Below are 25527 nucleotides of genomic sequence, written 5' to 3' on the forward strand. Positions count from 1 at the left end.
CCCCGCCCCTCTTCCTCACCCTTACTGTAGGAGCTGTCGAGTGAAACGAGGCTGCGATCTTTTGATCTTGATTTTTTAAGATCTAAAGATCGCAGCCTCGTTTCACTCGACAGCTCCTACAGAGGGTTCAGTTATTAACGGTGCCGCCTTTTGACTCACTCATGATCTGCCGGATCGCCCCGACAAAGGTCTCAACCGGCTGCCCGCCACTCACCGCATACTGCCCGTTAAACACCACCGTCGGCACCGAACTCACCCCGCGTGACAGCCACAGCTGCTCTTCTTCGAGCACCTCTTTGGCAAACTCATCAGACGCCAGAATCGCCGCAGCCCGCTGCCGGTCCAGCCCGACGCTTTCCGCAATCTGCGCCAATTGCTGATGATCGGACGGATTACCGCCATCAGTGAAATACGCCTTGAACAGCGCTTCCTTCAAATTGAACTGCAACCCTTCCAGCCCCGCCCAGAACAGCAACCGATGCGCATCAAAGGTGTTGTAGATGCGGCTGTTGCCATCGGTGCGAAACGCAAACCCGACCTCGGCGCCACGGGCGCGAATCATCTCGCGGTTCTTTTGCGATTGCTCAGGGGTCGAGCCGTACTTTTCGGTGATGTGTTCGGTGATGTTCTGCCCTTCCGGCCCCATTTTCGGGTTCAGTTCGAACGGCTGAAAACGGATCTCGGCCTGGACTTCATCACGCAGCACTTCCAACGCCCGGGTCAGGCCATACAGGCCGACCACGCACCACGGGCAGGACACGTCGCTGACGAAATCGATTTTCAAAGGGGTACTCATCATTCACCTCGCAGGGCTGGATCGCGCCGGAAAGTTTGAACGATACACCTGAAAGACCAAGGCGGCAGCCATTCCACTAATCCCTGTAGAACAGAGGTGCCAGCCATTCCACATATCCTGTGGGAGCGGGCTTGCTCGCGAAGGCGACGTGTCAGTCGCCATCTGCTTGTCTGATACTCCGCCTTCGCGAGCAAGCCCGCTCCCACAGGGATTTAGGGTGTTTTGGAGAGTGTGTTTAGTTCTGTTTAAGGTTACTTCCTGAAAGCTACAGCGCCTTGCGCCGTCGCCTACAACCACGTCAGAATCCGCCGGCTTGTGCGCCTGGGGGGCCGTCGGTAACTTGGTTCGTGTCACTGATTCCCAGTGATCGGGTTTAGTAGCCCGGGTAGGTTTTGACGGCTGCACAAGTGTCATTCAGTCAGGTTTGTGCCTGCATTCGATGGCGGCTGTGCGCTTGGCGCCCTCGGGCGCGCCGGTTTTGAATCCTCCCGGTCTACTAACTTGCGCACAGCTGCCTCCCTCTTCGTTTAGTAGCGAGATGAATGCGGCTCAACCTGAGGATTTACTTATGTTCAAACTTACTCCGAACCCACCGGATACCGACGACGTTTCCCCCTACGAAGCCCCGGACTCCAAAAAACTCAACGAAGCCGCCGACCGCGCCCTCGATTACTACCTCAAACCGGTCATCCCCAAAGACACTCCCCCGCCGGCCCAGTACCATTTACACCATCGCCCCCGACATCGATCACGAAACCCTGCTGGCCAACGCCTGTGAATCCCTGGCCTCAGCCAGCGTGATGCTCAGTGATTTCGCCGCATTGATGGAAGGCCCGCAGCGCAACACCGTGCTGGGCATTCAGCAGTCCGTGATGTTGGGTGAACTGGCGGTGAACCGGATGCTGGATAACTTTGTTCCACCAAGCGCCGCGACCTGATTGGCTGACGAGGTTCCACAAACACCGAAGATCGAATGTGGGAGCGGGCTTGCTCGCGAAAGCGGTGTATCAGTCAAGTAGATGTCGACTGACACGACGCCTTCGCGAGCAAGCCCGCTCCCACATTGGGATTGGGGGTTATAGGAGATTGGGGACCGGCACCGGATCAATCTGCGCCCAATGCGAAGTGTCTTCGCGATGGGCCTGCAAGTACGGCAACACCGCCGCCAGCAACGGCGCCTTGAACGCTTCCTGGAACCGATGCGCCAGTCCTGGAATCAGCTTCAACTGGCTACCGCGAATGTGCGCCGCCAAGTGCACGCCATGCATCACCGGCAACAGCGGATCGGCCGTGCCGTGAACCACCAGCGTCGGGACGCGCAATTGGTTAAGCAACGCCACACGACTGCGCTCAGCGAGGATCGCCATGATCTGGCGCTTCACGCCCTCAGGATTGAACGCCCGGTCATAGGACAGCGCCGCCTGATGCAGCAACGCTTGCCGATCATCGCTCACGGTCGGGCTGCCCAACGCCGCCAGCAAATCAGCCTGTTGCTCCAGCGCCACTTCGCGATTCGGTGCGCCACGACGGGACAACAACTGCACCAACGCCGAACTCGGCGCCGGCAGGCCTTCGGCCCCGGAGGTGGTCATGATCAGGGTCAGGCTCTCGACCCGCTGCGGCGCCATCGCCGCCATGTGCTGGGCAATCATCCCGCCCATGCTCGCGCCCAAGACGTGGAATTGCTCGACCTTCAACGCATCCATCAGGCCAAAGGCATCGTCCGCCATGTCGGTCAGGGTGTACGGCGCCGCAACCGGCAGACCGAGCTTGTAGCGCAACACCTCAAAGGTCAGGTTGGCGTCGACCGGCGCTTGTCGCCAGGTCGACAGGCCGACGTCGCGATTGTCATAACGAATCACCCGAAAACCTTGCTGACACAGCGCGACCACCACCTCATCCGGCCAGTGAATCAATTGCCCGCCCAGGCCCATCACCAACAACAACGCCGGGTCGGACGCACGGCCGATGCTCTGGTACGCCAGGCTCACCTGCGCCAGATCGGCATGTTCGGTTGGAACGTTTACGTCGCAACGAGACGCCGCGAAAGACGGTAATCCAAACAACAACGCGGCCAGGAAGGCCGCTGTTGATAAAAATCGTGCACGCATGAAAAACACCGAAACGCAGAACCCCAGTAGAGCGCGAGTCTGATGAAGTTTGATCAAGCGCGCTGCCACAGTTACGTGACAGTTTGATGAAGAGTGCTGAACGGTCGTGTGAAGCATCGACGACTACCGCTGGTCAGAAAACAGTCTGAACCTGTTATTTCTGACAGTAGCCAGCCCGCAAGTTTGAGCTTTCAATCAGTCTCTGACGCGCCTTGCCGCCCCGGTTCGTGCGCTTTTCGTGCGAGTCGGAGAACATCTATGACTGCTTTATCTATTTTCCCACGAGAGCTACTTGACTCGCTGGATAAAGAAAGCCCGCAACAACTGATCGACCAGTGTGCCGAAGTCAAGTCGCAGGGTCTGTTCACAGAAAATGGTGTACTTCGGATATACCCCATCCTGATCCTCGGCTGGCACTTGGTCGACAACTCCCCCGCCTCACATGGGGTCAACGCGGATGAGACCGCAGGTCCCGGACTGGGATGGTGGGTTCTTTTCCCCTCCTATACCCTGATGGCGGCGTTTGACACCTTGCGCCTGTACATGGGCAAACGCCTTGAGCCCGGTGAGGTCCCGGACCCGACGGATCGAGGCACACTGATCAAGACTGAAATCGTCCCCCAGGATCCCAAAAACGAGAACATCGTCAGCGTCATTTCCAGAATCGCTGTCGAAAAACCCGGTATCCATCGGATGTGGTACACCGTCGAACGCACCAGTGGCAGTGGACCCGAACGTGCAGAAGAGATAACCGTATGGTTCAAGCCAACCTTTCCAGACAGCCGCGACCCCACCGGCAACACCCGCGAGCGTGTGCCTCTGGAAGCCCCTCGTTTCCCGGCCATTATTGATGAGGCGATGGTTGAGGTGGGTGTGGACGTCACTATTCCTGCCTGGCCAATCATGACCGCCGGTGACGTTATTACCCTTATGTTCGGCAATCAAATCGTCGAGTACATCCTCAAGCATGAAGAGATCGGTCAGAACATCGTGGTATTTGTGTCGTCTGCCGCCCTCAAGTTGATCGGTCCCGCAGACCCGTTATTGGCGAGTTACAAGATCCGTGACCAAGTACACAACAGCAGTCTCACCTCCAAAACAGGTGAAGGAAAACTGGATCCGAATCTCACCTATCTTGAAGCGCCTTCAGTGGTTGGCTCGAACGGCAATGTTCTGAAAATCGACGATCTCAATGGCAAGCCCATGGAAATTGAAATCTTCGTGGAGCGTGCCGATGCCATCTCTGGAGATAAAGTGGAATGCTTTATCTATAACCCAGAGACCGGACTCACTCAGTCCTATGGTCCGATTGATTACAAAAGAGGCATCGTCACGGTCGAGGTGCCTTACGAAACAGTGAAGAATCTGGCCCGGGCGACCATCGAGATCTATTACGAGCGCATAAGAATCGTGGCGGGCACAGAGAAACGCACCCCGTCCTACTCCTGTTTCCTGGAACTGATCGGCGAAAAATACCGGGCTCCAGCGCCTACTGCGCCGCAAGCCCACGGGGCGGTCCTGTTGCCAGATCAGGCAGAGACGGTGGTCTATGCCGGACCAGGAATCGAAGGCCTGGCGGTCGGAGACAAGGTGACACTGACCTGCCTGAGTACAAGCGCCGGCGGCACTACCCGCCTGCAAACCTACGAACGCTTTGTCACCCCGGGCATGCTGATTCCTACGGTAGGCTACGTCGTACCATTCATCTGGGAAAGCAAACACTTTGGTACCTATCAGGACGGTTCGGTCCAGCTGTCCTATATCGTCACCGGCATCGGGCATGCCGCGCCTCTGGAGTCCTGCGTCAGTCGGCTGCGTATCGGGCAAGTGACCAATACCCTGAACGTCGTCGATGTCGGTAAAGACGAAAACGGCGTACTCGACCCAAAGGATATACCTTTCGGCACACCCGCCATTTGCCCGGCCAAAGGCCACACGCGCATCGGCGACACGGTTCACCTGGAAGTACGGGGGCCAGACGGCAATCTTGTTTTTGCAGACTCGCTGCCCATTACCGCGGCCCACCTCGACAAAGACATTGAATTCAGACTGGCCTACGAGCTCATCAACTCACTGATCAATCGAGTGATCACGGTGGACTGGTACATCAAACGCAACCGGGACCTGCCTCTGACCGCCCCCGAACTGGTGCTGCGAATCGGCGCCAAAGCCTTGATGCTGCCGCCGCCCAAGCTTGAGCAGGCGTCACTTGGCAACATTATCAATCCGCTAAACACTCAGAAACTTGCCACGGTCAAAGTCACCTACACCGGGATGGCCCCCTCCCATCGTGTCACCCTCTTCGTCAAAGGACGTGATGGCTTTGGCAGCCCGGTGCTTGCGACACTTCAAGGAAGCGCCAGCGGAACACTGACCTTCACTCTGCCACTGACCGCCGTCCCCGCCAACATGGGTACATTCATGTCCTTCTGGTATGTCGTGACGCAGGAAGGCATACAGGATCAAAGCTCTGCGCCCACCAAATATGAAGTCACCTCCATTGCCAATGAAGACATCAACTACCCGCGCATGACCATCAAGGAGGCGAAGGATCACAAGGTCCTGAACCTCAACAACTTCACGGGCGATGCCCACTGGACGCTGATTGCCTGGCTGTTCATTGCCATCGGCACCCGGATGCGGGTGGCCCTGAGTGGGCAAAAATCCGATGGCAGCGAATACGTCATCATGCTTTTTGATGGGGTGATCACCGCCAACCATGTGAGCACTGGATTGAGCGGCGTCATCTCCAGGGAACAGCTCAAACTGTTCAAGGACGGCACGCAGGCTTATGGATTGTCGATCGCCAATTTCAGCGACAAGGGCGGCGTTGATACGGTCTTCCCGATGCGGGACCTGACGATCAAATCGGAAATGCTGGCTAAACCGGTCATCACCCAATTGATTGATAATCAGCCGCCCAAAACTGGCTCAATTGCCAATGGCGGTACATGCGATGATCCCGCGCCTCAGCTTGTGGGTACTGCAACCAAAAAAACCATTGTCGAACTGTTCGCTAACGATAAGAAAATTGCTCAAGCAACGGCAGACGACAATGGAATCTGGAGGGCCAACGTCAATATCGGATTCGGCCGACACAGACTTGTCGCGAAAACACCGAATGGCCAACTCACGTCTAACGTATGGATCGTGAACGTTGCCAACGACCTGAGTATCGGCAACAACGCTTCGCTGTTTCTGCCCTTGTTTCTGGTGCTAGGGAAACCGCCAATCACCCACCCAGCGGGCAGCATCCACACGCAGCCGGCGTCGGGTGGCAGCGGTCCTTACACCTACAGTTCTTCCAACCCCGGTATCGCGAAGATACTCGATGGCAACGGCAGGGTCGCCGCTTTAGGCAATGGCACTGCGACCATTACCGTGAATGATCAGTCCGGGCAGAAGGCCTCCTATAACTTGACCATATCCGGTATCAGAAATGTGGCACTTTGGGGGTATGTAAACTGGATCCCCGATTTACAAGCGCAATGGCGCCCATTTTGCATGACGGTGCAGCAGTTCCAGACGTTTTGGCAAACGTATGCATCGGTTGGCAACATTCCTGCATATTTCGGTTGGCCCCAGTCGGCCTACTGGACATCCACCAATAACGACTACGTCCAAGATGTGGCATGGGCATTCAACTTTACCAATGGCAACGGCTTTCAGCACTCACCCGGTAGAGAGAACCTTCCCACCCTCCGAATTTACTAGCCGATTCTCGATCGGGGGAGCCTGGGCGCCATTGGCCCAGCGGGCTCCCGACAACCTCGATCCCTCGACCTGAGAATTCCGGGTTGCCGAGCCACAACGAATCTCCCGCATTGAATTTTTGTCGACTACAGAATTTGTATACGACACCAATCAATGTGGGAGCGAGCTTGCTCCGGGCGGCGTTCAGACGAAGGCGCCAGAACAGGCGCCGCAGAACTTTAGGCCAACTGACTGCGCAACTGCCGCGCCGCCGCCACCATATTCACCAACGCCGCCTCAGTCTCCGGCCACGCCCGGGTCTTCAACCCGCAATCGGGGTTCACCCACAAACGCTCCGCCGGAATGCGCTGCACAGCTTTGCTCATCAACTTGACCATCTCGGCCGTGTCCGGCACCCGTGGCGAGTGGATGTCATAAACACCCGGGCCGATGTCGTTCGGGTAGTCGAACGCTTTGAAAGCCTCGAGCAATTCCATGTCCGAACGCGAGGTCTCGATGGTAATCACGTCGGCATCCATCGCCGCGATGGACTCGATCACGTCGTTGAATTCGCTGTAGCACATGTGGGTGTGGATCTGGGTTTCGTCGCGCACGCCGGAGGCGCTGAGGCGGAAGGCTTCCACCGCCCAGTCCAGATACTCCTGCCATTGTGCCCGGCGCAGCGGCAAGCCTTCGCGGAAGGCGGCTTCGTCGATCTGCACGATTTTGATGCCGGCGTTTTCCAGGTCGACCACTTCATCACGCAAGGCCAACGCCAACTGCTGCGCCTGGATTTTGCGCGAGACGTCTTCACGCGGAAACGACCACATCAGCATGGTCACGGGACCGGTGAGCATGCCTTTCATGACCTTGTCGGTCAGGCTCTGTGCATACGTGATCCAGTCGACGGTCATGGCTTTCGGGCGGCTCAGGTCGCCGTAGATGATCGCCGGTTTGACGCAGCGCGAACCGTAGCTCTGCACCCAGCCGAAACGGGTGAACAGGTAGCCGTCCAGTTGCTCGGCGAAGTATTCGACCATGTCGTTGCGCTCGGCTTCACCGTGTACCAGCACGTCCAGGCCCAGGCGTTCCTGGACTTGCACCGCGTAGCGGATTTCGCTGTGCATGGCGTCGGTGTAATCATTGGCCGACAGCTTGCCTTGCTTGAAGGCCTGGCGTGCCAGACGGATCGACCCGGTTTGCGGGAACGAGCCGATGGTGGTGGTCGGGAATGGCGGCAGTTTCAAGCGGGCCTGTTGCTGCGCAATGCGTTTGGTAAACGGCGAATGGCGTTGGCTGTCCTTGTCACTGATAGCGTTTATCCGTGCCTGCACTTCGGCTTTGTGGATACGCGGTGACTCGACGCGGCTGGCCTGAATCGCTCGGCTCTCGGCGAGGGCGGTTTGCACCTTGGGCGATTGCGGGTCGTTGAGGGCATCGCGCAGCACGGCGATTTCTCCACACTTCTGTACAGCAAAGGCCAGCCAGCTTTTCAGTTCCGGATCGAGTTTGTCTTCGCGTTCCAGGTCCACCGGGCTGTGCAGCAACGAGCAGGAACTGCTGACCCACAGGTTGTCGCCGAAACGTTCCTGAGCGAATTGCAGTTGTGCGAGTACCGGCTCCAGTTCGCAGCGCCAGACGTTACGGCCATTGACCAGACCCACCGAAAGGATCTTGTAGGTCGGCAGACGATCGAGCACGTGCAGCAGTTGGTCGGGCGCGCGCACCGCATCGATGTGCAGGCCTTGCACTGGCAAACCGACGGCTAGGCCGAGGTTGTCTTGCAGGCCGCTGAAGTAGGTCGCCACCAGCTTTTTCAGCGGCGAATACTGGAGGATGTGGTAGGCGCGTTCGAAAGCGTTTTTCCATTCTTGCGGCAAGTCGAGGGTCAGGATCGGTTCGTCGATCTGCACCCATTCCACGCCCTGAGCGGCGAGGCGGCCGAGGATTTCGCCGTAGATCGGCAGCAGGCGTTCGAGCAGGTCGAGCTTGTCGAAGTCGTTGCCTTTCGCTTTGCCGAGCCACAGGTAAGTCAGTGGGCCGATGATGACGGGTTTGACGTTGTGGCCGAGGGCTTTTGCCTCGTCGACTTCGTCGAACAGCTGTTCCCAGCTCAGTTTGAATTGTTGGTCAGCGCTGAATTCCGGGACCAGGTAGTGGTAGTTGGTGTCGAACCACTTGGTCAGTTCCTGGGCGTATTGCGCTTTACTGTGTTCACCGCCGCAGCAGGCAGCCGTGGCGCCTCGGGCCATGGCGAACAGGGTGTCGAGGGTTGGCAGGCCGCGGGAGTCCTTGGCGCTGTCGAAACGCTCGGGGATCACACCGAAGGTCAGGGAATGGGTCAGCACCTGGTCGTACCAGGCGAAGTCGCCCACGGGCAGCAGATCGATGCCGGCGTCTTTCTGCAATTGCCAATGGGTGGCGCGCAATTGGCGGCCGACGCTTTTCAGCGAGTCCTGATCGAGGTCGCCCTTCCAGTAGGATTCGAGGGCTTTTTTCAGTTCGCGGTCAGCGCCGATGCGCGGAAAACCAAGTGTGTGGGCCAGAGCCATGGTGAGTTTCTCCCTGTAAAAGATGGCGCTATTGTCGACAGCCAACCCAACATGAGACAAACTCAACCTTTTCGTGTTGATCACAAGTTTTCCTCATGGAGCCATCCGATGCTTGAAATCCGTCACCTGAAGACCCTGCACGCCTTGCGCGAAGCGGACAGCCTGGTCGATGCCGCCGACCGACTGCACCTGACCCAGTCCGCCCTGTCCCACCAGTTCAAGGAACTGGAGGAACGCATGGGCATGCCGCTGTTCGTGCGCAAGACCAAACCGGTGCGGTTCACTAGCGCCGGTTTGCGCCTGCTGCAACTGGCCGACGCGACCTTGCCGCTGCTGCGTGGCGCCGAGCGCGATATCGCGCGGCTGGCCGGTGGCACGGCCGGGCGTTTGCACATGGCGATCGAGTGCCACAGTTGCTTCCAGTGGCTGATGCCGACCATCGACCAGTTCCGCGATGCCTGGCCGGAAGTCGAACTGGACCTGGCCTCAGGGTTCTCCTTCGCCCCGCTGCCGGCCCTGGCCCGTGGCGATCTGGATCTGGTGGTGACCTCGGATCCGCTGGAACTGGCGGGGATCACTTACGTGCCGTTGTTCACCTATGAAGCGATGCTCGCGGTGGCCAACCAGCACCGTCTGGCGAGCAAGGCTTACATCGTTCCGGAAGATCTGCTCACGGAAACCCTGATCACCTACCCGGTGGAACGCGATCGGCTGGACATCTTCACCCGTTTCCTGGAACCGGCCGACATCGAACCGGCGCAGGTCCGCACCTCGGAACTGACGGTGATGATGATGCAGTTGGTGGCCAGCGGACGCGGCGTGTGCGGTATGCCCCATTGGGCGCTGCATGAATACAGCTCACGGGGTTACGTGAAGGCCAAGCGGCTGGGCGAGAAGGGATTGTTTGCGACGCTGTATGCGGGGATTCGCGCGGACATGCTGGATGCGCCGTACATGCGCGATTTCTTGCTGACGGCCAAGGACACATCGTTCTCGACACTGGATGGGGTTAGCGCCGTTCGCTGACAAAAATCAAAAGATCGCAGCCTCGTTTCACTCGACAGCTCCTACAGGGTTTTGTGTACACCTGTAGGAGCTGTCGAGTGAAACGAGGCTGCGATCTTTAGAGTTCTCGCCACATGTGGATTTTGTCGAAATAGTCTTCGCCGACGCGTACCGCCATGGGTTCGAGGCCGTACTGTACAAAGCCGCAACGTTTGTACAGGTTGAACGCCGCCTCGTTGCCAGCGGTGACGGTCAGCTGGATCAAGCGCAGGCCTTGATGGTTCTGCGCTTCGGCCAGGACGGCCTGCACCAGTTGCTGACCCAACCCGCGCTGCCGGACCTTGCCGGACACGTACATGCCAAACAGCGTCGCCTTGTGCCGGGCCTTTTCCCGGGGTTCGAAGGCCAAGCCGACGATGCCCACCAACTTGCCCTCATCAAACGCCCCGAGCACCACATCCAGTTTGCTGGTCAGGCGCGATTCCCACCAACTCAGCGGCATCGCGGCGCGTTCGCGCACACTTGAGGTGAAGGCCTGAGGATGCAGGTCGTAGGCTTCGAGCATCAGTGCCCGATAGTCCAGGGCATGGCTGGCATCCAGTCGTTCAATCCACATGATCAAGCCGTCCGTCGTTGCTCAAGCATCAGCCGCACCGCCAGCGCTGACAGGACAAACCCCATGAAATAACGCTGCAGCGCCAGCCAGGTCGGATTGTTGACGAACCAGGACGCGATACCCGCCGCGAATATCGAGATCAGCAGGTTGACGCAGAAACTGACGCTGATCTGGGTCAGGCCCAGCACGATGCTTTGGGTGAACACCGAGCCATGCTCAGGGGTGATGAATTGCGGAAACACCGACAGGTAAAACACCGCAATCTTCGGGTTCAGGGCACTGGTGAGAAAGCCCATGGTGATCAGTTTGCGCGACGAGTCCGGCGGCAACTGCTGCGCTTCAAACGGTGAACGCGCGCCGGGCTTGACCGCTTGCCAGGCCAGCCACAGCAGGTACAGCGCGCCGGCCCATTTCAGCACTTCGTAGGCCATCGGCACGGCCAGGAACACCGCGGTCAATCCGGCCGCAGCGGCGAACAAATGCACGAAAAACCCCGCGACCACGCCAAGCAACGATGTTACGCCGGCCTTGCGCCCCTGGCAGATCGAACGGGAGATCAGGTAGATCATGTTCGGCCCTGGCGTCAGCACCATCAGCAACGCGGCAGCGGCGAATATCAACAAATCTTGAAGCGGGATCATGGGGGCAGTCCTGGTCCGTGGATGATCAGTCGGTCGCGGTCAGCGAAGCTCGATAAAACGGCAGGATCAGGTCTCGTGTCAATGGCGCCAGCGTGAGATCGCCGTCGGTGGCCGGATCGATCCAGCGCACCTCTTCTATCTCTGCGGCAGGCGATACGTCTGAATCGATGGCCAGCTGGAAGAGTTCGGCCTGTACGACAAAACCCGGCTCGTTGGCGGCCGGTGCCGAGAAAGGTCCCAGGTAGGTGGCGTGCGCGGGGTCGATGACCAGCCCAAGCTCTTCTTCCAATTCACGGGCCAGGGCGTGAACCGGTTGTTCGTGGGCCTCGATCTTGCCGCCGGGCTGCATGAAGGCTTCGGTGCCGCGCTTGCGGACCAGCAGCGTGCGGCCGTCGGGGCCGATCAGCAGGGCGGCGGCGATGCGGATGATGCGGGGGGAATTGGTGGTGGAAAGGGTCATGGGTCTGCAATGGAATTGGGTGACGGGCGCAGAGGATCACATGGGCGTGGGATAAGATCAAAAGATCGCAGCCTCGTTTCACTCGACAGCTCCTACAGGAAATCGCGATCCCCTGTAGGAGCTGTCGAGTGAAACGAGGCTGCGATCTTTTGATCCTGGCCCCTAACTCGCCGCCAGCTCAAGCCCCCCCTCTTCCTCCGGCACTTTCACAAAAACGGCGTACTTCGCCCCTTCCATCGCCTCGAACGCGATCAGCTTCTCCACCAGCGGCCCGCTCAGCACCTTGCCCGCATTGAGCAGCAGCATGCCGTTATCGGCATTGAGGTTGTGCGCCAGAATCATCCCGGCCGCCAGATCCCGGGTGGTCAGTACCTTGACCGTTGGATCGGCCAGCGACACGTCGCTCAAGTACGCGGCGCAGACCTGAATGAAGTCCTCGACCAGGTCAGGATCATAGAGACGACCGGCGTACTGGCGGATATAGACCAGGGCTTCATCGCTGTTCATCTGGCGCTCAAGGATCAGCCCGCGCTGCAACTCGATGAAGTCCACCGCCAGTTTCAGCCACCGCGAACCGAGCGGAATCGCCTCGCCCTTGAGCCGGTCGGGGAAACCGCTGCCATCCCAGCGCTCCTGATGGTGAAGTATCAGGCGAGCGGCATCTTTCATCGGGTCGAGGGTCATCAACAGTGATTCACTCTGCTTCGGATACCCGCGATAGCGCTCCTGATCGCTGTGGTGCAGCAGATCGGCAGGCGCGGTCATCATGCTGTCGGTCCAGCTCAGCTTGCCGATGTTGTAGAGCGCTGCGGCCATGGTCAGGTCGCGGGTGCTGCCTTCGTCCAGGTCATGGAGTTTGCAGTACACCCGCACCAGTTCGATGATTTGCCGGTTGGTCTGCTTGGCCGGCGGCAAACGCAGGTTGGCCAGCAGCGAAAACACCTCGGTGCCGGTGACATAACTGTGTTTGAGCTCTTCGTAGGCCAGGTCAAGCATGTCGGCGGTCTGCTGCAGCTCGGCGGTGCGGGACGCGACGTGTTTTTCCAGGGTCGCGTTGAGTAGCTTCAATTCCTCGTTGCGATCCCACGTCTCCTGCACCAGACGCAAGCGTTCGCGCTCGGAATGCTGGTAGGCCAGGGATTGGCGCAAGGTCAGCAGCAATTCCTCGTCGTGCCAGGGTTTGCTGATGTAACGGTCTATCTGCCCCTCGTTGATCGCTTTGACGATCATCGTCAGGTCGGCATAACCGGTCAGCAGAATACGCAGCGTCTCGGGATGGCGCTGGTGGATGTGCGCCAGCAGCGTGGCGCCGTCCATGTTGGGCATGCGCGCATCGCTCATCACCAGGTCGACGGGTTGTTTCGCCATGATCTCAAGCGCCTGGGCCCCGCTGGTGGCGAGCAGCACGTCGTAGGGCTGGCCGCGCAAGAGCCGGCGCAGGCTATTGAGGATCGATTCCTCATCGTCGACCAGCAGAATCTTGGGTTTCCAGGTGACAGTCGTGGGGAGTTGCTCTTCCATGGCATTACCTCAAGCAAAACGGGCGTCGTTGCGTCAGGCATCAGCCAAAACATTCCGTTTCTGGCCTTGCCTGAGCTACAGGCTAGATGATTTCCAGCCGGGCCCCTGGAAATGATTCGTCTCAGTCGATCGGGCGAAGTGCTGCACAGGCGACTATGCTCCGTTCACTCGGATCCACTTTTTGTACCGTTGCCACGTGATCAGGGAAAGGATGCCCCTATGAGCACACCGCTCCACACTGCCACCGCTCCCGGCGTATGCCTATGAATACGCTGCTGGCGCGTACCAACCGTCGGATTCTTATCGTCGACGACACCGCTTCGATTCATGCGGATTTCATCAAGATCCTCAGCCCGCCCTCGACCGAAGACGACGAGCTGATCAGCGCCGAAAAAGCCCTGTTCGGGATGCAAGCGACGGCAACACTGCAAAGTTTTCTGCTCGATTCGGCCTTTCAGGGTATTGAAGCACTGAACAAGGTCGAGCGAGCGTTGGCTAACGACTTGCCCTACGCGATGGCCTTCATCGACATGCGCATGCCGCCAGGCTGGGATGGCCTGGAAACCATCGAACGGCTGTGGCAGGTCGATCCCAAGCTGCAAGTGGCGCTGTGTACCGCTTATTCCGACTATTCCTGGGAAGACATCGACGAACGCCTCGAACTGGGCGATCGCCTGCTGATCCTCAAAAAACCCTTCGATGCCATCGAAATCCGGCAGATGGCCAGCGCACTGACCGCCAAATGGCAGATGACCGAAGACGCCGAACTGAAGATGTCGCTGCTGGAGCAGGCCGTCGAAGAACGCACCCGGGAGCTGTCCGACGCCAACATCATCGTGCAGAACAGCCCGACCATCTTGTATCGCCTGCGGGGCGAACCGTCGTTCCCGCTGATGTACATCTCCCACAACATCACCAAGTACGGTCACGTTGCGGCGAATCTGGTCGCCTCGGCCAACTGGGCCCGGGAATTGATTCATCCCGACGACCAATCGAAAGTCGACACGGCCATGGCCCGGGTGCTGGACCGCCATGCGGCGGGCGCGTCCATCGAGTTCCGGATGCGCACCGGCGACGGTGCCTGGCGCTGGGTCGAAAACCGCTACATTCCGGTGCGTGACGAGGAAGGACGCCTGCTGGAAGTCGAAGGCATCATCATCGATGTCACGGAACGCAAGGTCGCCGAGGAGAAAATCGCCCTGCTGGCCCGCACCGACGGGCTGACGGGGCTGGCCAACCGTGCCACCTTGATCGAACGCCTGCACCAGGCGTTCGCCGCCGCGCGTCGGGGTGCGACCCCGTTCGCGATGTTCTACCTGGACCTCGATCACTTCAAACGCATCAACGATACCCTCGGCCATCCGGTGGGCGATCTGTTGCTGCAGGAAGTGGCCCGGCGCATCAAGGCCTGCGTGCGCGAAAACGATGTGGTCGCCCGCCTCGGCGGCGACGAGTTCGCCATCCTGCAACTGGACGTCAGCGACCCGACCCAGTCCGCGTCATTGGCCGGCAAGGTCCGCGATGCGCTGGTGCTGCCCTACTCCCTGGCCGGCAATGACGTGCGCGTTTCGGTCAGCATCGGCATCAGCAGCTATTCGCCGCTCATCACCAGCGCCGACGGCCTGCTGAACCAGGCCGACATGGCGCTCTATCGCTCCAAGGAAAAGGGCCGCAACCAGTATCACTTCCACTCCGAGGAGATCAATCAGGAGGTGGTCGAGCGCATGACCATCGCCAACGATCTGAAAACCGCCATTGAACACGGAGAGCTCGAACTCAATTACTGGCCCGAAGTTGACCTGAGCAGCGGCAAGATCCTCGGCATGGAAGCCCAGGTCAGCTGGAACCACCCCGAGCGCGGCTTGCTGGAAGCGCCGGCGTTCCTGCCGGCCGCGGAAAAAACCGGCGCCATCATCGCCTTGGGTCACTGGGTGCTGGATCGCGCCTGCCAGCAAATGCGCCAGTGGCGCGACGACGGCATGGCGCCGCCGGTGATTGCCATCAAGCTGTCCCTGGCCCAGCTGAAAAGCGGGCCCGAGCTGATCTACGACGTGCTGCGCACCACCGCACGCTGGGAACTGTGCGCCTGGGACCTGCGTTTCGATGTGACCGAAGCGACCCTGGCCCAGACCAAATGGACCCACAACGACGTGCTGCCGCGCCTGCGGGAGCTGGGAGTAAAGATCGCCATCGACGACTTCGGCACCGAATATTCCTCGTTCGATTACCTCAAGACGTACCAGGTCAATCACCTGAAACTCGCCCAGGCCTTCATCGACACCGCGGCTCGGGACCCGGAGAGCGCCAACACCTTGCGCGCAATTATCAACTTCGCTCGTGAGGTAGGGATCGGAATCATCGCTGAAGGTGTCGAAACTCAGGAACAACGTAGTTCGCTGATGGCCACAGGCTCGCCAATGAACGCACAGGGTTACTTTTTCAGTAAAGCCGTCAGCAGCCAACAGGCCGCCCAGTTGCTCAAGGCCGGCAGCATTGTGCCCCTACAACACCACACCGGGCCGATCCTGGACAACCCGCACGCCACGGAGGACAAGGAATGAAAACTCCGTCCGTCCAGACCAACCGGCGCATCCTGATCATCGACGACACGCCCTCGATCCATCAGGACTTCCACAAAATCCTCGGCCCCGATACCGAAGGTGAGCAGAGCCTTGCCGGTGCTGAAGAGGCACTGTTCGGCACGCAACAGCCGACTCGGCTGACCTTCCAGCTCGATTCCGCCTACCAGGGCCAGGAAGCGCTGGAAATGGTCAAGCGGGCCCAGGCCGAAGGGCGTCCTTACGCCGTGGCGTTCACCGACATGCGCATGCCGCCGGGTTGGGACGGTCTGGAAACCATCGAACAGCTCTGGAAGATCGACCCGCACCTGCAAATCGCGCTGTGCACCGCTTATTCGGATTACAGCTGGGAAGACATGGCTGAACGGCTGGAGTTTGGCGACCAGTTGCTGGTGTTGAAAAAACCCTTCGACAGTCTGGAGATCCGCCAGATGGCCAGTGCCCTGACCTGGAAATGGCAGATGACCCAGGACGCGGAGACCAAAGTACAGAGCCTGGAGCAAACCATCGAGGCGCGGGTCCATGAACTGCTCAAGGTGTCTCACCTGTTGCAATACGATGTCCTGACCGAGCTGCCCAACAGCACGTTGCTCGGTGATCGGCTGAACCAGTCCCTGGCGTTGTCCCGCCGCCATGACAAGCAGCTGGCGGTGATGTTTCTGGGCCTTGATCGCTTCAAGCGCATCAACAATGCCTTGGGCCATCCGGCCGGCGACGAGATGCTCAAACGGGTCGGGCAAAACCTGGTGTCCGCGGTACGCGAGTCCGACTCGGTGTTTCGCTACGGCTCTGACGAATTCGTGGTGATCCTCGCCGATATCCGACATCCGTTGCAGACCAAAGGCATCGCCGAAAAACTCCTGAACGCCATCGGCGCGACCCAGCACATCGCCGGCCATGACCTGAGCGTGACCGCCAGCCTGGGTATCAGCATCTATCCCGATGACGGCTTCGATGCCATCGCCCTGATCAAGAAAGCCGAGACCGCGATGCGTAACGTCAAGGAAAGCGGCCCTAACGACTTCCGCTTTTTCATTGAAGAAATGAACCAGCGCGCCCGGGACCAGCAGACCATCGAGTCGGGTATTCGCCTGGCCCTGGAGCGTGACGAATTTGTCCTGCATTACCAACCCAAGCTCGACCTGGGCACCGGTGAAGTGGTGGGGGCAGAGGCCTTGATTCGCTGGCTGAAACCGGGGCATGGCTGGGTTTACCCGTCGGATTTCATTGGTGTGGCCGAAGACAGTGGCCTGATCGTACCGTTGAGCAAATGGGTGCTGGCCCAGGCCTGTCGACAAGCCTGCGCGTGGCAAGCGGCGGGATTGCCGAGGCTGTGCATGTCGGTGAATGTGTCGGCCATCGACTTTCGCCAGCGCGGTTTTGTGGAGGGCATTGAACAGGTCCTCGCACAAACCGGTCTGGACCCGTCATTGCTTGAGCTGGAAATCACCGAAGGCGTGCTGATGCAGAACGTCGATGCCACCGTCAGCGCCCTGAACCGCATCAAGGCAATGGGCGTGCGGCTGGCCATCGATGACTTTGGCACCGGGTATTCCAGCCTGAGTTACCTGCGACGTTTTCCCATCGATGTGCTGAAAATCGATCAGTCGTTCATTCGCGGCCTGAGCCGTGACATCAACGACGCGGCCCTGGTCAGCGCCATCATCAGCCTGGGCAAGAGCCTCAAGCTGACCATCATCGCCGAAGGGGTGGAGACCCTCGAACAGTTGAATTTCCTCAAGGCCCATCAGTGCGAGGAAGGCCAGGGCTACTACTTCAGCAAAGCCGTGGCGCCGGATGCGTTTGTGCAATACCTGACGTCGGTGAAATCCCCTCCCCCTGCAGCCACATGATCGATATGCAGCGACACACGGGCTATCAGCCAAGGAATTAAAAGATGTCGCCATTTCTCTACCGCTTGCTCGTGATGCCTTTGCTCGGGCTGTGCCTGACGGCCAGCGGTGCGCCACTGGACGAACCACTCAAACCGCTGCCGGCCGTGCCACAGCAAAACCCTCTGCGCGTTGAACTCGGTCGCCAGTTGTTCAATGAGCCACGTTTATCGGTCAACGGCAGCCTGTCCTGTGCCAGTTGCCATCGCCTTGAAAGCGGTGGCGCCGATAACAAGGCGTTTTCCATCGGTTTCAACGGCCAGCCAGTGGTGGTGAACACCCCGAGCGTGTTCAACGCCAGCCTGAACTTCCGGCAATTCTGGAACGGCCGCGCAAACACGCTGGAAACCCAGATCCACGCCGTGGTGCAAAGCCCCAGTGAAATGGGCAGCAACTGGGAACACGTGGTGCAAACGCTGTCCGCCGATACGGCTTATCAAACCGCGTTTGGCAATGCCTACCCGGACGGTGTGACCATGATCAATGTGCAAAACGCCCTGGCCACCTATGAGCGAACGTTGATCAGCGCTAACTCGCGTTTCGACCAGTACCTGCTGGGCGACACCGACATCCTCACCCGCGAGGAGAAGTACGGTTACCAACGTTTCAAGGACTACGGCTGCATCACCTGCCATCAGGGGATCAACATCGGCGGCAACATGTTCCAGAAGTTCGGGGTGATGGGCGATTACTTCGAAACTCGAGGCAACCGTACCGAAACCGACCTGGGCCGATACCTGGTGACCAAGGCCGAAGAAGACCGCAACGTGTTCAAGGTCCCGAGCCTGCGTAACGTCGCCGTGACCGCGCCGTACTTTCACGACGGTTCGGCCAAAACCCTCGAAGAGGCGGTCGACGTGATGTTCAAGTTCCAGCTGGGGCGCATTCCCTCCGACGAGGACAAGGTGCTGATCATCAAATTCCTCAAGACCCTGACCGGTGAATGGGAGGGCAAGCCGTTATGAAAATGTCCCGCCGACGCAGCCTGACACTCCTTGGTATCGTCGCCCTGATGCTGGCCTCGATACTGCTGTTTCTGTACCTCAAATCCAGTTCGGACCAGACATCGACCTACACCGAATCCCGGGATCTGATTTCCCGGATGAAACAGTTGAACGCGCAATGGGAGACGGAAATTCTCAAGGCCAGGATTGCCATCAACCACAACTACGATCCGCTGGTCACGCCGCTGACCGAGATGACGCAGCTGTGGGAACGGTTCGATACGATGGAGTCGAATCACGGCCGCAACGCCTCGCCTGTCTGGCTGACCAGCCATGATGCGTACCTGAGCGCCTTCGAGGAAAAGATCCGTTTGGTGGAGCAGTTCAAATCCCACAATGCCGTGCTGCGCAACTCACTGGCGTTTCTGCCGACCGCCGAAGACGACATCCAGGAGCCCCTCGCCCAGTTGCAGGACGTCGACAAACTGCAGCTGCAAAACATCGCCAACGACACCTATGACCTGGTCCTCAGCACCATGGAGTTCGCCATGGTCACCTCTGACGACAAGGCCGCCGAAATCCTGGTGGGGTTGAGCAAACTGAAAGTGAACAAAGTGCGACTGCCGGAGGAGTTTCACAGTCCGCTGGATGTTCTCAACAACCACATTGAGCTGATTCTGCGTGAACAGCCGGTGGTCAACCGCTTGCTGGAAAACATCGAGGCCATTCCCGTGGCCGAACGACTGGACGGTATCACCGATCTGCTGAACAACGATCAGCAGCGCACCGATGCGGTCGATCAGCGTTATCACTTTTACATGCTGGTGTTTTCGGTATTGCTGGTGCTGTTGCTGGTGTACCTGGCGATTCACCTGATGCGCAGTTTCACGGTGATCAATCGCGTCAACAAAGCCCTGAAAACCGCCAATGATGACCTCGAAAAACGGGTCGAAGAACGCACCCGCGAGCTCAAGGACACCCAGAGCGAACTGCTGGACACCGCGCGCCAGGCCGGCATGGCGGAAATCGCCACCAATGTGTTGCACAACGTCGGCAACGTGCTCAACAGCGTGAACATCTCTGCCGACCTGGTCAGCCGCAAACTGCGCACCAGCAAGGCCCAGGGGCTGGGCAAGGCGATGCAGCTGATCAACGAACACCCGGGCGACCTGGGCACTTTTCTTACCCTGGACGAGAAAGGCAAGTTGCTGCCCGGCTACCTGAATCAACTGGTCGACGCCATTGCGCTCGAACAACAGAGCATGACCGATGAACTGGCCCAGCTGACCAAAAGCGTCGACCACATCAAGGACATCGTCGCCACCCAGCAGTCCTACGCCGGCGCCAACAACCTGATGGAACCGCTGCACATCAGTGAACTGCTGGAGGACGCCCTGCGCATGAACTCCGGCGCCCTGACCCGGCATCACGTCACGGTGGTCAAGGAGTACAACGAAGTACCGCGGGTCATGGGTGACAAGCATCGCTTGCTGCTGATCCTGATCAACCTCATCAGCAATGCCAAATACGCCATGTCCGACCTCAGCAACCGGCCGCGACAAATGACCCTGGGGGTGAAAATCGTCGAGGATTCCACCCTGCAAATCAGCGTCAAGGATGATGGTGAGGGTATCGCGCCGGAGAACATGACACGCATCTTTGCCCACGGTTTTACCACCCGCAAGGAAGGCCACGGCTTTGGTCTGCACAGCTGCGCACTGGCGGCTATCGAAATGAACGGCCATCTCAGCGCCCACAGCGACGGGCCAGGCAAGGGTGCGCAATTCACCCTGCAAATCCCGCTGAAAACCGTCCCGGAGGAGGCATGAGTGCGCATTCAAACCGGCGCATTCTGCTGATCGACGACACGCCGTCCATTCACGATGACTTTCGCAAGATCCTCACCCCGGTTTCGGTGCAGCACGTCGAACTGGAAGAAATGGAAGCCACGTTGTTTGGCAGTGAAGTCAAAGCCACCACGGCCCTGTTCGAACTGGATTCGGCGTATGGCGGCCAGGAAGGCCTGGGCAAACTCACTCAGGCGTTGCAAGAAAGTCGTCCCTACGCCCTCGCGTTCGTGGACATGCGCATGCCTGAGGGTTGGGACGGCGCGCAGACCATCGAACACCTGTGGCAGGAAGATCCGCGCCTTCAAGTGGTGGTGTGTACCGCGTACTCGGACTATTCATGGGATGAGCTGCTGGACCGGCTACAGGCCCATGATCGCTTGCTGATCCTGAAAAAACCGTTCGACAACATCGAAGTCCAGCAGATGGCCAACACCCTGCTGACCAAATGGGAAATGACCGAACGCGCTTTTGTGCAGATGAGTCACCTGGAGCATCTGGTGGACCAGCGCACCACCGAGTTCAAACAGGCCAGCGAGGCATTGCAGCGGGAAATAGACGAGCGCAAACAGCTTGAATCGCAACTGGTGCAATCGGAAAAACTCGCCTCCCTTGGGCAATTGGCCGCCGGTGTCGCCCATGAAATCAACAACCCCATCGGCTTCATTTCCTCCAACCTCGGCAGCCTGGATGGCTACTTCAAGCAACTGCAGGAAATGCTCGACGCCTATCGCGAGGCCGAAGAGGCGATTGCTTCGAGCGAGGTGATCGAACGGCTTGGGCAGCTACGGGAAAGGATCGAACTGGAGTTTCTGCGCGAGGACATTCCGTTGCTGATCAAGGAATCCAAGGAGGGCATCAACCGGGTCGGCCAGATCGTCAAGGACCTGAAGGACTTCTCCCGGGTGGACTCCAACCTGGAATGGCAGTGGACCAATCTGCAACAGGGCATCGAATCGACCCTGAACATCGTTGCCAATGAGCTCAAGTACAAGGCCGATGTGGTGAAGGCGTATCAACCGCTGCCCGACATCGAATGCCTGCCGTCACAAATCAACCAGGTGATCATGAACCTGATCGTCAACGCATCCCAGGCGATGGGCCCGCAACGGGGCACCATCACCCTGCGTACCGGGGTTGAGGGTGAACGGGTGTGGATCGAGGTGGCAGACACCGGGTCCGGTATTGCCCCGGACAGCTTGCAGAAGATCTTCGACCCGTTCTTCACCACCAAACCGGTGGGCCAGGGGACAGGGCTTGGGTTGTCCCTGTCTTATGGGATTGTGAAGAAGCATCGGGGGGATATTTCGGTGTGCAGTGAGTTGGGCGTGGGCAGCACGTTCCGGGTCGAGTTGCCCGTGCACCAGACAAAACCAGCCTGAACACCCTTCAAAAATGTGGGAGCGGTCTTGCTCGCGAATGCGGTGTATCAGTCCTTAGTGATGGTGACTGACACGACCCCTTCGCGAGCAAGCCCGCTCCCACAGGGTTCTTCAGTGTTCGGGGATTATGTAGCTTCCTGGAAATCCATCTCCGGTGGCTGGCGGCGGAAACCACCGGTCAACACCGCCAGGTACACCACGCCAATCGCCAGCCAACTCAGGCCCAGATAGATCGCCAGGTGATCGAGGCTGACCATCAGCCATAGATCCGCCGCCAGGCCAATGAACGGGAACAGCAGGAACAACACGAACTCACGCAGGCCTTTTTTCTCACCGCCGATCCAGTAATGAAAGATCACCGACAAATTCACCAGGCTGAACGCCAGGAAGGCGCCGAAGTTGATGAACGAGGTCGAGGTGGTGACGTCCAGTTTCAGTGCCAGCAACGCCACCACTGCGCACAACAGGATGCTGTTGACCGGGGTGCCAAAGCGCTCATGCAAGCTGCCGAAAAACGATTTGGGCAGCACACCGTCGCGCCCCATCGCAAACAACAGGCGCGAACCACTGGCCTGAGCCGACAGGCCCGACGCAAACTGGCCGACGATCAGGCCGATCAGGAAGATCGACACGAACAGGTCGCCACCGATGTTGCGGGCGATTTCATAGGCTGCCGAGTCGACGCTGTCGAACTGGAACGAGGGATGTGCGATCTGCACGAAATACGAGACGCTGACGAAGATCAGCCCGCCGATCAGGGTGATCAGCATGATCGCCCGCGGGATGGTGCGACGTGGGTCGCGGGTTGCTTCGGTCAGGGTGCTGACCGCGTCGAAACCAAGGAACGAGTAACAGGCGATGGCCGCGCCGCTCATGATCAGCGGCATCTGCATGTCACCGTTGAAGAACGGTTTGATCGACCACAACGGCGTGCTCGCGTCGCCGCCGACGTAGTGAACGCACAGCGCGACGAAGGCAATCAGTACCAGGAACTGCACCAGCATCAGCAAGGCGTTGATGCCGTTGGCCAGTTTCAAGCCGACGATGTTGATCGCGCTGGTGATACCGATAAACACCAGCACCCAGATCCACTGCGGCACGGCCGGGAACGCGGAGTTGAGGTAGGCGGCGCCGATCAGCCAGATCGCCATGGGCAGGAACAGGTAATCGAGCAGCACCGCCCAACCGGCGATGAACCCGAGTTTCGGGCTGATCGCTTTGCGTACATAGCTGTAGGCGGAGCCTGCGACGGGGAACGCCGAGGCCATTCGGCCGTAGCTCATGGCGGTGAAAAACATCGCCACCAGCGCCGCCAGATACGCGGCCGGGACCATGCCGGCGGTGGATTGAGCGAGGATGCCAAACGTGCCGAGCACAATGATCGGCGTCATGTAGGCGATGCCGAACAGCACCACCGAACCCAATGACAGGGTGCGTTGCAAACGAGCCATGAGCGACTACTCCGAATTTATTAGATTTATGGCAGAGCCGAGTTCGGCGCAAAAATTTCGGGTGTTGCGTGATCGTTCCCATGCTCCGCGTGGGAATGCAGCCGGGGACGCTCCGCGTCCCAAAAGCGGACGCAGAGCGTCCGTTGATGCATTCCCACGCAGAGCGTGGGAACGATCGGTGGTCAGCGCGAAGGAATCAGCAACTCCCGCACGCCAGAAGCCCGCTCGACAATCTCACCCGGCAACTTCAGCCGCTGATCATCCAGATACCGATAGTCCTTGCGTGCCGCCTCCAACCGGCTGAAATCCAGCTCAACCGCAAACTGCCCTTCCTCCCGCCCGGCCTCGAACAACAAAGTACCCAGCGGATCCACCAGCGCACTGCCACCGGCAAACACCAACCCGTCATCGCTCTCTTCCACCCGGTTGACCATCAGCGCAAACGCCTGGTTTTCCTGGGCGCGAGCCATGATTGCGGTGCGGTGAGTCGGGCCGTAAGGGTCCATGTTGCCGTTGGTGACAATCAGCAATTCGGCGCCCAGTTGTGCCAGGGCGCGGGCGGTTTCCGGGAATTCGATGTCGTAGCAAATCAGCAGGCCGACCCGCACGCCGTTCCACTCGCAGGTGGCGTAACGGTCGCCGGCCTCGAACACGCCGCGATCCGACGCCCACAGGTGCGTCTTGCGGTATTTCAGGGCGATGCCTTCAGGGGTAATCAGCAGTGTGGTGTTGTAGAAGCGACCGTTGTCGTTCTCGGCCATGCCGATCACCACGGCGATGTTGCGCTCACGGGCAGCCACCACGATGGCGCTGACCGTCGGTCCGTCCAGCGGTTCGGCGGTCCGGGCCACGGTGTCGGCAGATGGAAAGCCCATCAGATGGGTTTCCGGGAAGACGATCAGCTGCGTGTCAGCCTTGCAGGCATCGATGGCCGCCAAGGCCCGTTCGAGGTTGTACGCGGTGCCGTTGTCACGGCCCGCCAACTGGGCGAGTTCGACTTTCATGGGGAGTCCTTGTTATTGGGCCGGACGGCAGAAAGATTGCCCGGTCTGTGTCTGTGCGCCAGTATGCGCAGCAAGCCACCGGCCGGGGAATCACGCCGCTGGGGTAACCCGATAGGGGTAGAGGCATGACACTTTCATTAGACGATATCGCTTGGCACCGCTCGGTCGGGCAACTGATCGACGCCCTGGACAAGCCCAACTTCTGGACGCAGCTGGTGCGCCTGCTGGACCAGTACGTGACCTTCGACAGCTGGGTGGCGTTGCTTTTCAGCGCTGACCAGCACCCGCAAGTGTTCGCCGAATGCCCGGGCGAGGACGGCAGCCCTGATCAGTTGTTCCAGGATTACCTGCGTGGTTTGTACTTGCTCGATCCGTTCTACATCGCCTGCCGCGAGCAATCGCGTACCGGCCTGTATCGCCTGTCGGAAGTGGCGCCGGAGCATTTCGAGCTGACCGAGTATTACCAACGCTACTTTCGTCTGAATGTGGTGGCCGATGAAATCCAGTTCAATTGCCAGCTCGAAGGCGACCGCACGCTGTGCCTGTCGTTGGGCAGCAAGCAGCGTTTCAGCGGCCAGCAGATTGCCTTGCTGTCGCTGATCCAGCCTTGGGTGCTCGGCCTGTTGCGCCAGCGCCTGCCCTACGAAATCAACGAAGCCGTGGCCCTCGCGCCGGCGCCGGTCCAGGGCGACTGGCGCGTTCAGCTGGAAGCTTCGGTGCAACAACTCAAGGGCGCGCAATTGACCGCCCGGGAGCTGGATGTCGGCCGATTGATGCTCAGCGGTTGCTCCAGTAAAGAAATCGCCCGTAAGCTGGAAATCTCTGCTGAAACCGTGAAAGTCCATAAGAAACACATGTACAGCAAGCTGGGGATCAAATCCCAGTCCGAGCTGTTTTCGATATTCCTCCAGGCGCAGAATGCCTGATTTGCGCAGTGAACTGCTTTTCTGTGGGAGCGAGCTTGCTCGCGAAGAGGCCATCACATTCAACATTGATGCTGGCTGACAAACCGCTTTCGCGAGCAAGCCCGCTC

17 protein-coding genes and 1 pseudogene are annotated in these 25527 nt (G+C 59.1%); 9 read left to right on the forward strand and 9 right to left on the reverse strand.

From position 1 onward, the window contains the following. Positions 1-127 precede the first annotated feature (127 nt). Positions 128-796 (reverse strand): DsbA family oxidoreductase, encoded by a 669-nt coding sequence (locus ACA072_RS23185; protein ID WP_497625036.1) that lies wholly within the window; start codon positions 794-796, stop codon positions 128-130. Positions 797-1364: 568 nt separating this feature from the next. Between ACA072_RS23185 and ACA072_RS23190 the strand changes: the two are divergent. After that, positions 1365-1734, forward strand: a pseudogene (locus ACA072_RS23190) (DUF6124 family protein). 138 nt (positions 1735-1872) lie between these two features. Here the strand turns inward: ACA072_RS23190 and ACA072_RS23195 are convergent. After that, the gene (locus tag ACA072_RS23195) at positions 1873-2907 is read right to left on the reverse strand and encodes an alpha/beta fold hydrolase (protein ID WP_497620833.1); all 1035 of its coding nucleotides are present in this window, start codon (positions 2905-2907) and stop codon (positions 1873-1875) included. Between the two features lie 258 nt (positions 2908-3165). On the opposite strand from ACA072_RS23195, the gene ACA072_RS23200 reads away from it, so the two are divergent. After that, on the forward strand, positions 3166-6621 hold the full coding sequence (locus ACA072_RS23200) for an immunoglobulin-like domain-containing protein (RefSeq protein ID WP_497620835.1): 3456 nt from the start codon (positions 3166-3168) through the stop codon (positions 6619-6621). A gap of 218 nt (positions 6622-6839) precedes the next feature. Here ACA072_RS23200 and metE read toward each other — a convergent pair whose 3' ends face one another. Continuing rightward, the gene (gene metE, locus ACA072_RS23205) at positions 6840-9152 is read right to left on the reverse strand and encodes a 5-methyltetrahydropteroyltriglutamate--homocysteine S-methyltransferase (protein ID WP_497620836.1); all 2313 of its coding nucleotides are present in this window, start codon (positions 9150-9152) and stop codon (positions 6840-6842) included. A gap of 108 nt (positions 9153-9260) precedes the next feature. On the opposite strand from metE, the gene metR reads away from it, so the two are divergent. Then, entirely contained in the window at positions 9261-10178 is a 918-nt protein-coding gene (metR, locus tag ACA072_RS23210; protein WP_008155262.1) for a transcriptional regulator MetR, read from the forward strand. A 97-nt stretch (positions 10179-10275) separates the two neighbouring features. Here the strand turns inward: metR and ACA072_RS23215 are convergent, their stop codons facing one another. The 4 genes from ACA072_RS23215 to nosR form a co-directional block, all read right to left on the reverse strand. After that, entirely contained in the window at positions 10276-10773 is a 498-nt protein-coding gene (locus ACA072_RS23215) for a GNAT family N-acetyltransferase (RefSeq protein WP_497620838.1), read from the reverse strand. Between the two features lie 2 nt (positions 10774-10775). Further along, positions 10776-11414 carry a LysE family translocator gene (locus ACA072_RS23220; RefSeq protein WP_497620839.1) on the reverse strand — a complete coding sequence of 213 codons (639 nt, stop codon included), beginning with the start codon at positions 11412-11414 and terminating at the stop codon, positions 10776-10778. Positions 11415-11439: 25 nt separating this feature from the next. After that, positions 11440-11874 (reverse strand): NUDIX hydrolase, encoded by a 435-nt coding sequence (locus ACA072_RS23225; RefSeq protein ID WP_497620841.1) that lies wholly within the window; start codon positions 11872-11874, stop codon positions 11440-11442. A 162-nt stretch (positions 11875-12036) separates the two neighbouring features. Continuing rightward, a complete protein-coding gene (gene nosR / locus ACA072_RS23230) occupies positions 12037-13395 on the reverse strand; it encodes a response regulator c-di-GMP phosphodiesterase, NosR family (protein WP_497620843.1) in 1359 nt (452 codons plus the stop codon). 257 nt (positions 13396-13652) lie between these two features. On the opposite strand from nosR, the gene ACA072_RS23235 reads away from it, so the two are divergent. From ACA072_RS23235 to ACA072_RS23255, 5 genes are read left to right on the forward strand one after another with little or no spacing between them, the layout of a single operon-like run. Continuing rightward, positions 13653-15956, forward strand: coding sequence for an EAL domain-containing protein (locus ACA072_RS23235; protein ID WP_497620845.1), 2304 nt, complete (start codon positions 13653-13655; stop codon positions 15954-15956). Next, positions 15953-17827 carry a putative bifunctional diguanylate cyclase/phosphodiesterase gene (locus ACA072_RS23240; RefSeq protein ID WP_497620847.1) on the forward strand — a complete coding sequence of 625 codons (1875 nt, stop codon included), beginning with the start codon at positions 15953-15955 and terminating at the stop codon, positions 17825-17827. The genes ACA072_RS23235 and ACA072_RS23240 overlap by 4 nt, the downstream gene beginning before the upstream one ends. A gap of 44 nt (positions 17828-17871) precedes the next feature. Continuing rightward, positions 17872-18831, forward strand: coding sequence for a cytochrome-c peroxidase (locus ACA072_RS23245; protein WP_497620848.1), 960 nt, complete (start codon positions 17872-17874; stop codon positions 18829-18831). Next, positions 18828-20639 (forward strand): DAHL domain-containing sensor histidine kinase, encoded by a 1812-nt coding sequence (locus ACA072_RS23250; RefSeq protein ID WP_497620850.1) that lies wholly within the window; start codon positions 18828-18830, stop codon positions 20637-20639. The genes ACA072_RS23245 and ACA072_RS23250 overlap by 4 nt, the downstream gene beginning before the upstream one ends. Continuing rightward, on the forward strand, positions 20636-22039 hold the full coding sequence (locus ACA072_RS23255) for an ATP-binding protein (protein WP_497620853.1): 1404 nt from the start codon (positions 20636-20638) through the stop codon (positions 22037-22039). Before ACA072_RS23250 ends, ACA072_RS23255 begins: the two co-directional genes overlap by 4 nt. 125 nt (positions 22040-22164) lie before the next feature. On the opposite strand, the gene ACA072_RS23260 is transcribed toward ACA072_RS23255, so the two are convergent. Both ACA072_RS23260 and ACA072_RS23265 read right to left on the reverse strand, forming a co-directional pair. After that, entirely contained in the window at positions 22165-23490 is a 1326-nt protein-coding gene (locus tag ACA072_RS23260; RefSeq protein WP_497620854.1) for an APC family permease, read from the reverse strand. 182 nt (positions 23491-23672) lie between these two features. Beyond that, positions 23673-24494 (reverse strand): carbon-nitrogen hydrolase family protein, encoded by an 822-nt coding sequence (locus ACA072_RS23265; protein WP_497620856.1) that lies wholly within the window; start codon positions 24492-24494, stop codon positions 23673-23675. 125 nt (positions 24495-24619) lie between these two features. On the opposite strand from ACA072_RS23265, the gene ACA072_RS23270 reads away from it, so the two are divergent. After that, a complete protein-coding gene (locus ACA072_RS23270) occupies positions 24620-25420 on the forward strand; it encodes a helix-turn-helix transcriptional regulator (protein WP_438662499.1) in 801 nt (266 codons plus the stop codon). The last annotated feature ends 107 nt before the right edge of the window (positions 25421-25527 follow it).

It is taken from the genome of Pseudomonas sp. LBUM1656 (assembly GCF_059716065.1).

What these genes read in the sequence shown, in the direction of transcription:
- ACA072_RS23225 (WP_497620841.1), bottom strand. Translation starts at nt 11,874, where the DNA reads ATGACCCTTTCCACCACCAATTCCCCCCGCATCATCCGCATCGCCGCC.
- ACA072_RS23245 (WP_497620848.1), top strand. Translation starts at nt 17,872, where the DNA reads ATGTCGCCATTTCTCTACCGCTTGCTCGTGATGCCTTTGCTCGGGCTG.
- metR (WP_008155262.1), top strand. Translation starts at nt 9,261, where the DNA reads ATGCTTGAAATCCGTCACCTGAAGACCCTGCACGCCTTGCGCGAAGCG.
- ACA072_RS23270 (WP_438662499.1), top strand. Translation starts at nt 24,620, where the DNA reads ATGACACTTTCATTAGACGATATCGCTTGGCACCGCTCGGTCGGGCAA.
- ACA072_RS23240 (WP_497620847.1), top strand. Translation starts at nt 15,953, where the DNA reads ATGAAAACTCCGTCCGTCCAGACCAACCGGCGCATCCTGATCATCGAC.
- ACA072_RS23215 (WP_497620838.1), bottom strand. Translation starts at nt 10,773, where the DNA reads ATGTGGATTGAACGACTGGATGCCAGCCATGCCCTGGACTATCGGGCA.
- ACA072_RS23185 (WP_497625036.1), bottom strand. Translation starts at nt 796, where the DNA reads ATGAGTACCCCTTTGAAAATCGATTTCGTCAGCGACGTGTCCTGCCCG.
- nosR (WP_497620843.1), bottom strand. Translation starts at nt 13,395, where the DNA reads ATGGAAGAGCAACTCCCCACGACTGTCACCTGGAAACCCAAGATTCTG.
- ACA072_RS23200 (WP_497620835.1), top strand. Translation starts at nt 3,166, where the DNA reads ATGACTGCTTTATCTATTTTCCCACGAGAGCTACTTGACTCGCTGGAT.
- ACA072_RS23265 (WP_497620856.1), bottom strand. Translation starts at nt 24,494, where the DNA reads ATGAAAGTCGAACTCGCCCAGTTGGCGGGCCGTGACAACGGCACCGCG.
- metE (WP_497620836.1), bottom strand. Translation starts at nt 9,152, where the DNA reads ATGGCTCTGGCCCACACACTTGGTTTTCCGCGCATCGGCGCTGACCGC.
- ACA072_RS23250 (WP_497620850.1), top strand. Translation starts at nt 18,828, where the DNA reads ATGAAAATGTCCCGCCGACGCAGCCTGACACTCCTTGGTATCGTCGCC.
- ACA072_RS23260 (WP_497620854.1), bottom strand. Translation starts at nt 23,490, where the DNA reads ATGGCTCGTTTGCAACGCACCCTGTCATTGGGTTCGGTGGTGCTGTTC.
- ACA072_RS23235 (WP_497620845.1), top strand. Translation starts at nt 13,653, where the DNA reads ATGCCTATGAATACGCTGCTGGCGCGTACCAACCGTCGGATTCTTATC.
- ACA072_RS23220 (WP_497620839.1), bottom strand. Translation starts at nt 11,414, where the DNA reads ATGATCCCGCTTCAAGATTTGTTGATATTCGCCGCTGCCGCGTTGCTG.
- ACA072_RS23195 (WP_497620833.1), bottom strand. Translation starts at nt 2,907, where the DNA reads ATGCGTGCACGATTTTTATCAACAGCGGCCTTCCTGGCCGCGTTGTTG.
- ACA072_RS23255 (WP_497620853.1), top strand. Translation starts at nt 20,636, where the DNA reads ATGAGTGCGCATTCAAACCGGCGCATTCTGCTGATCGACGACACGCCG.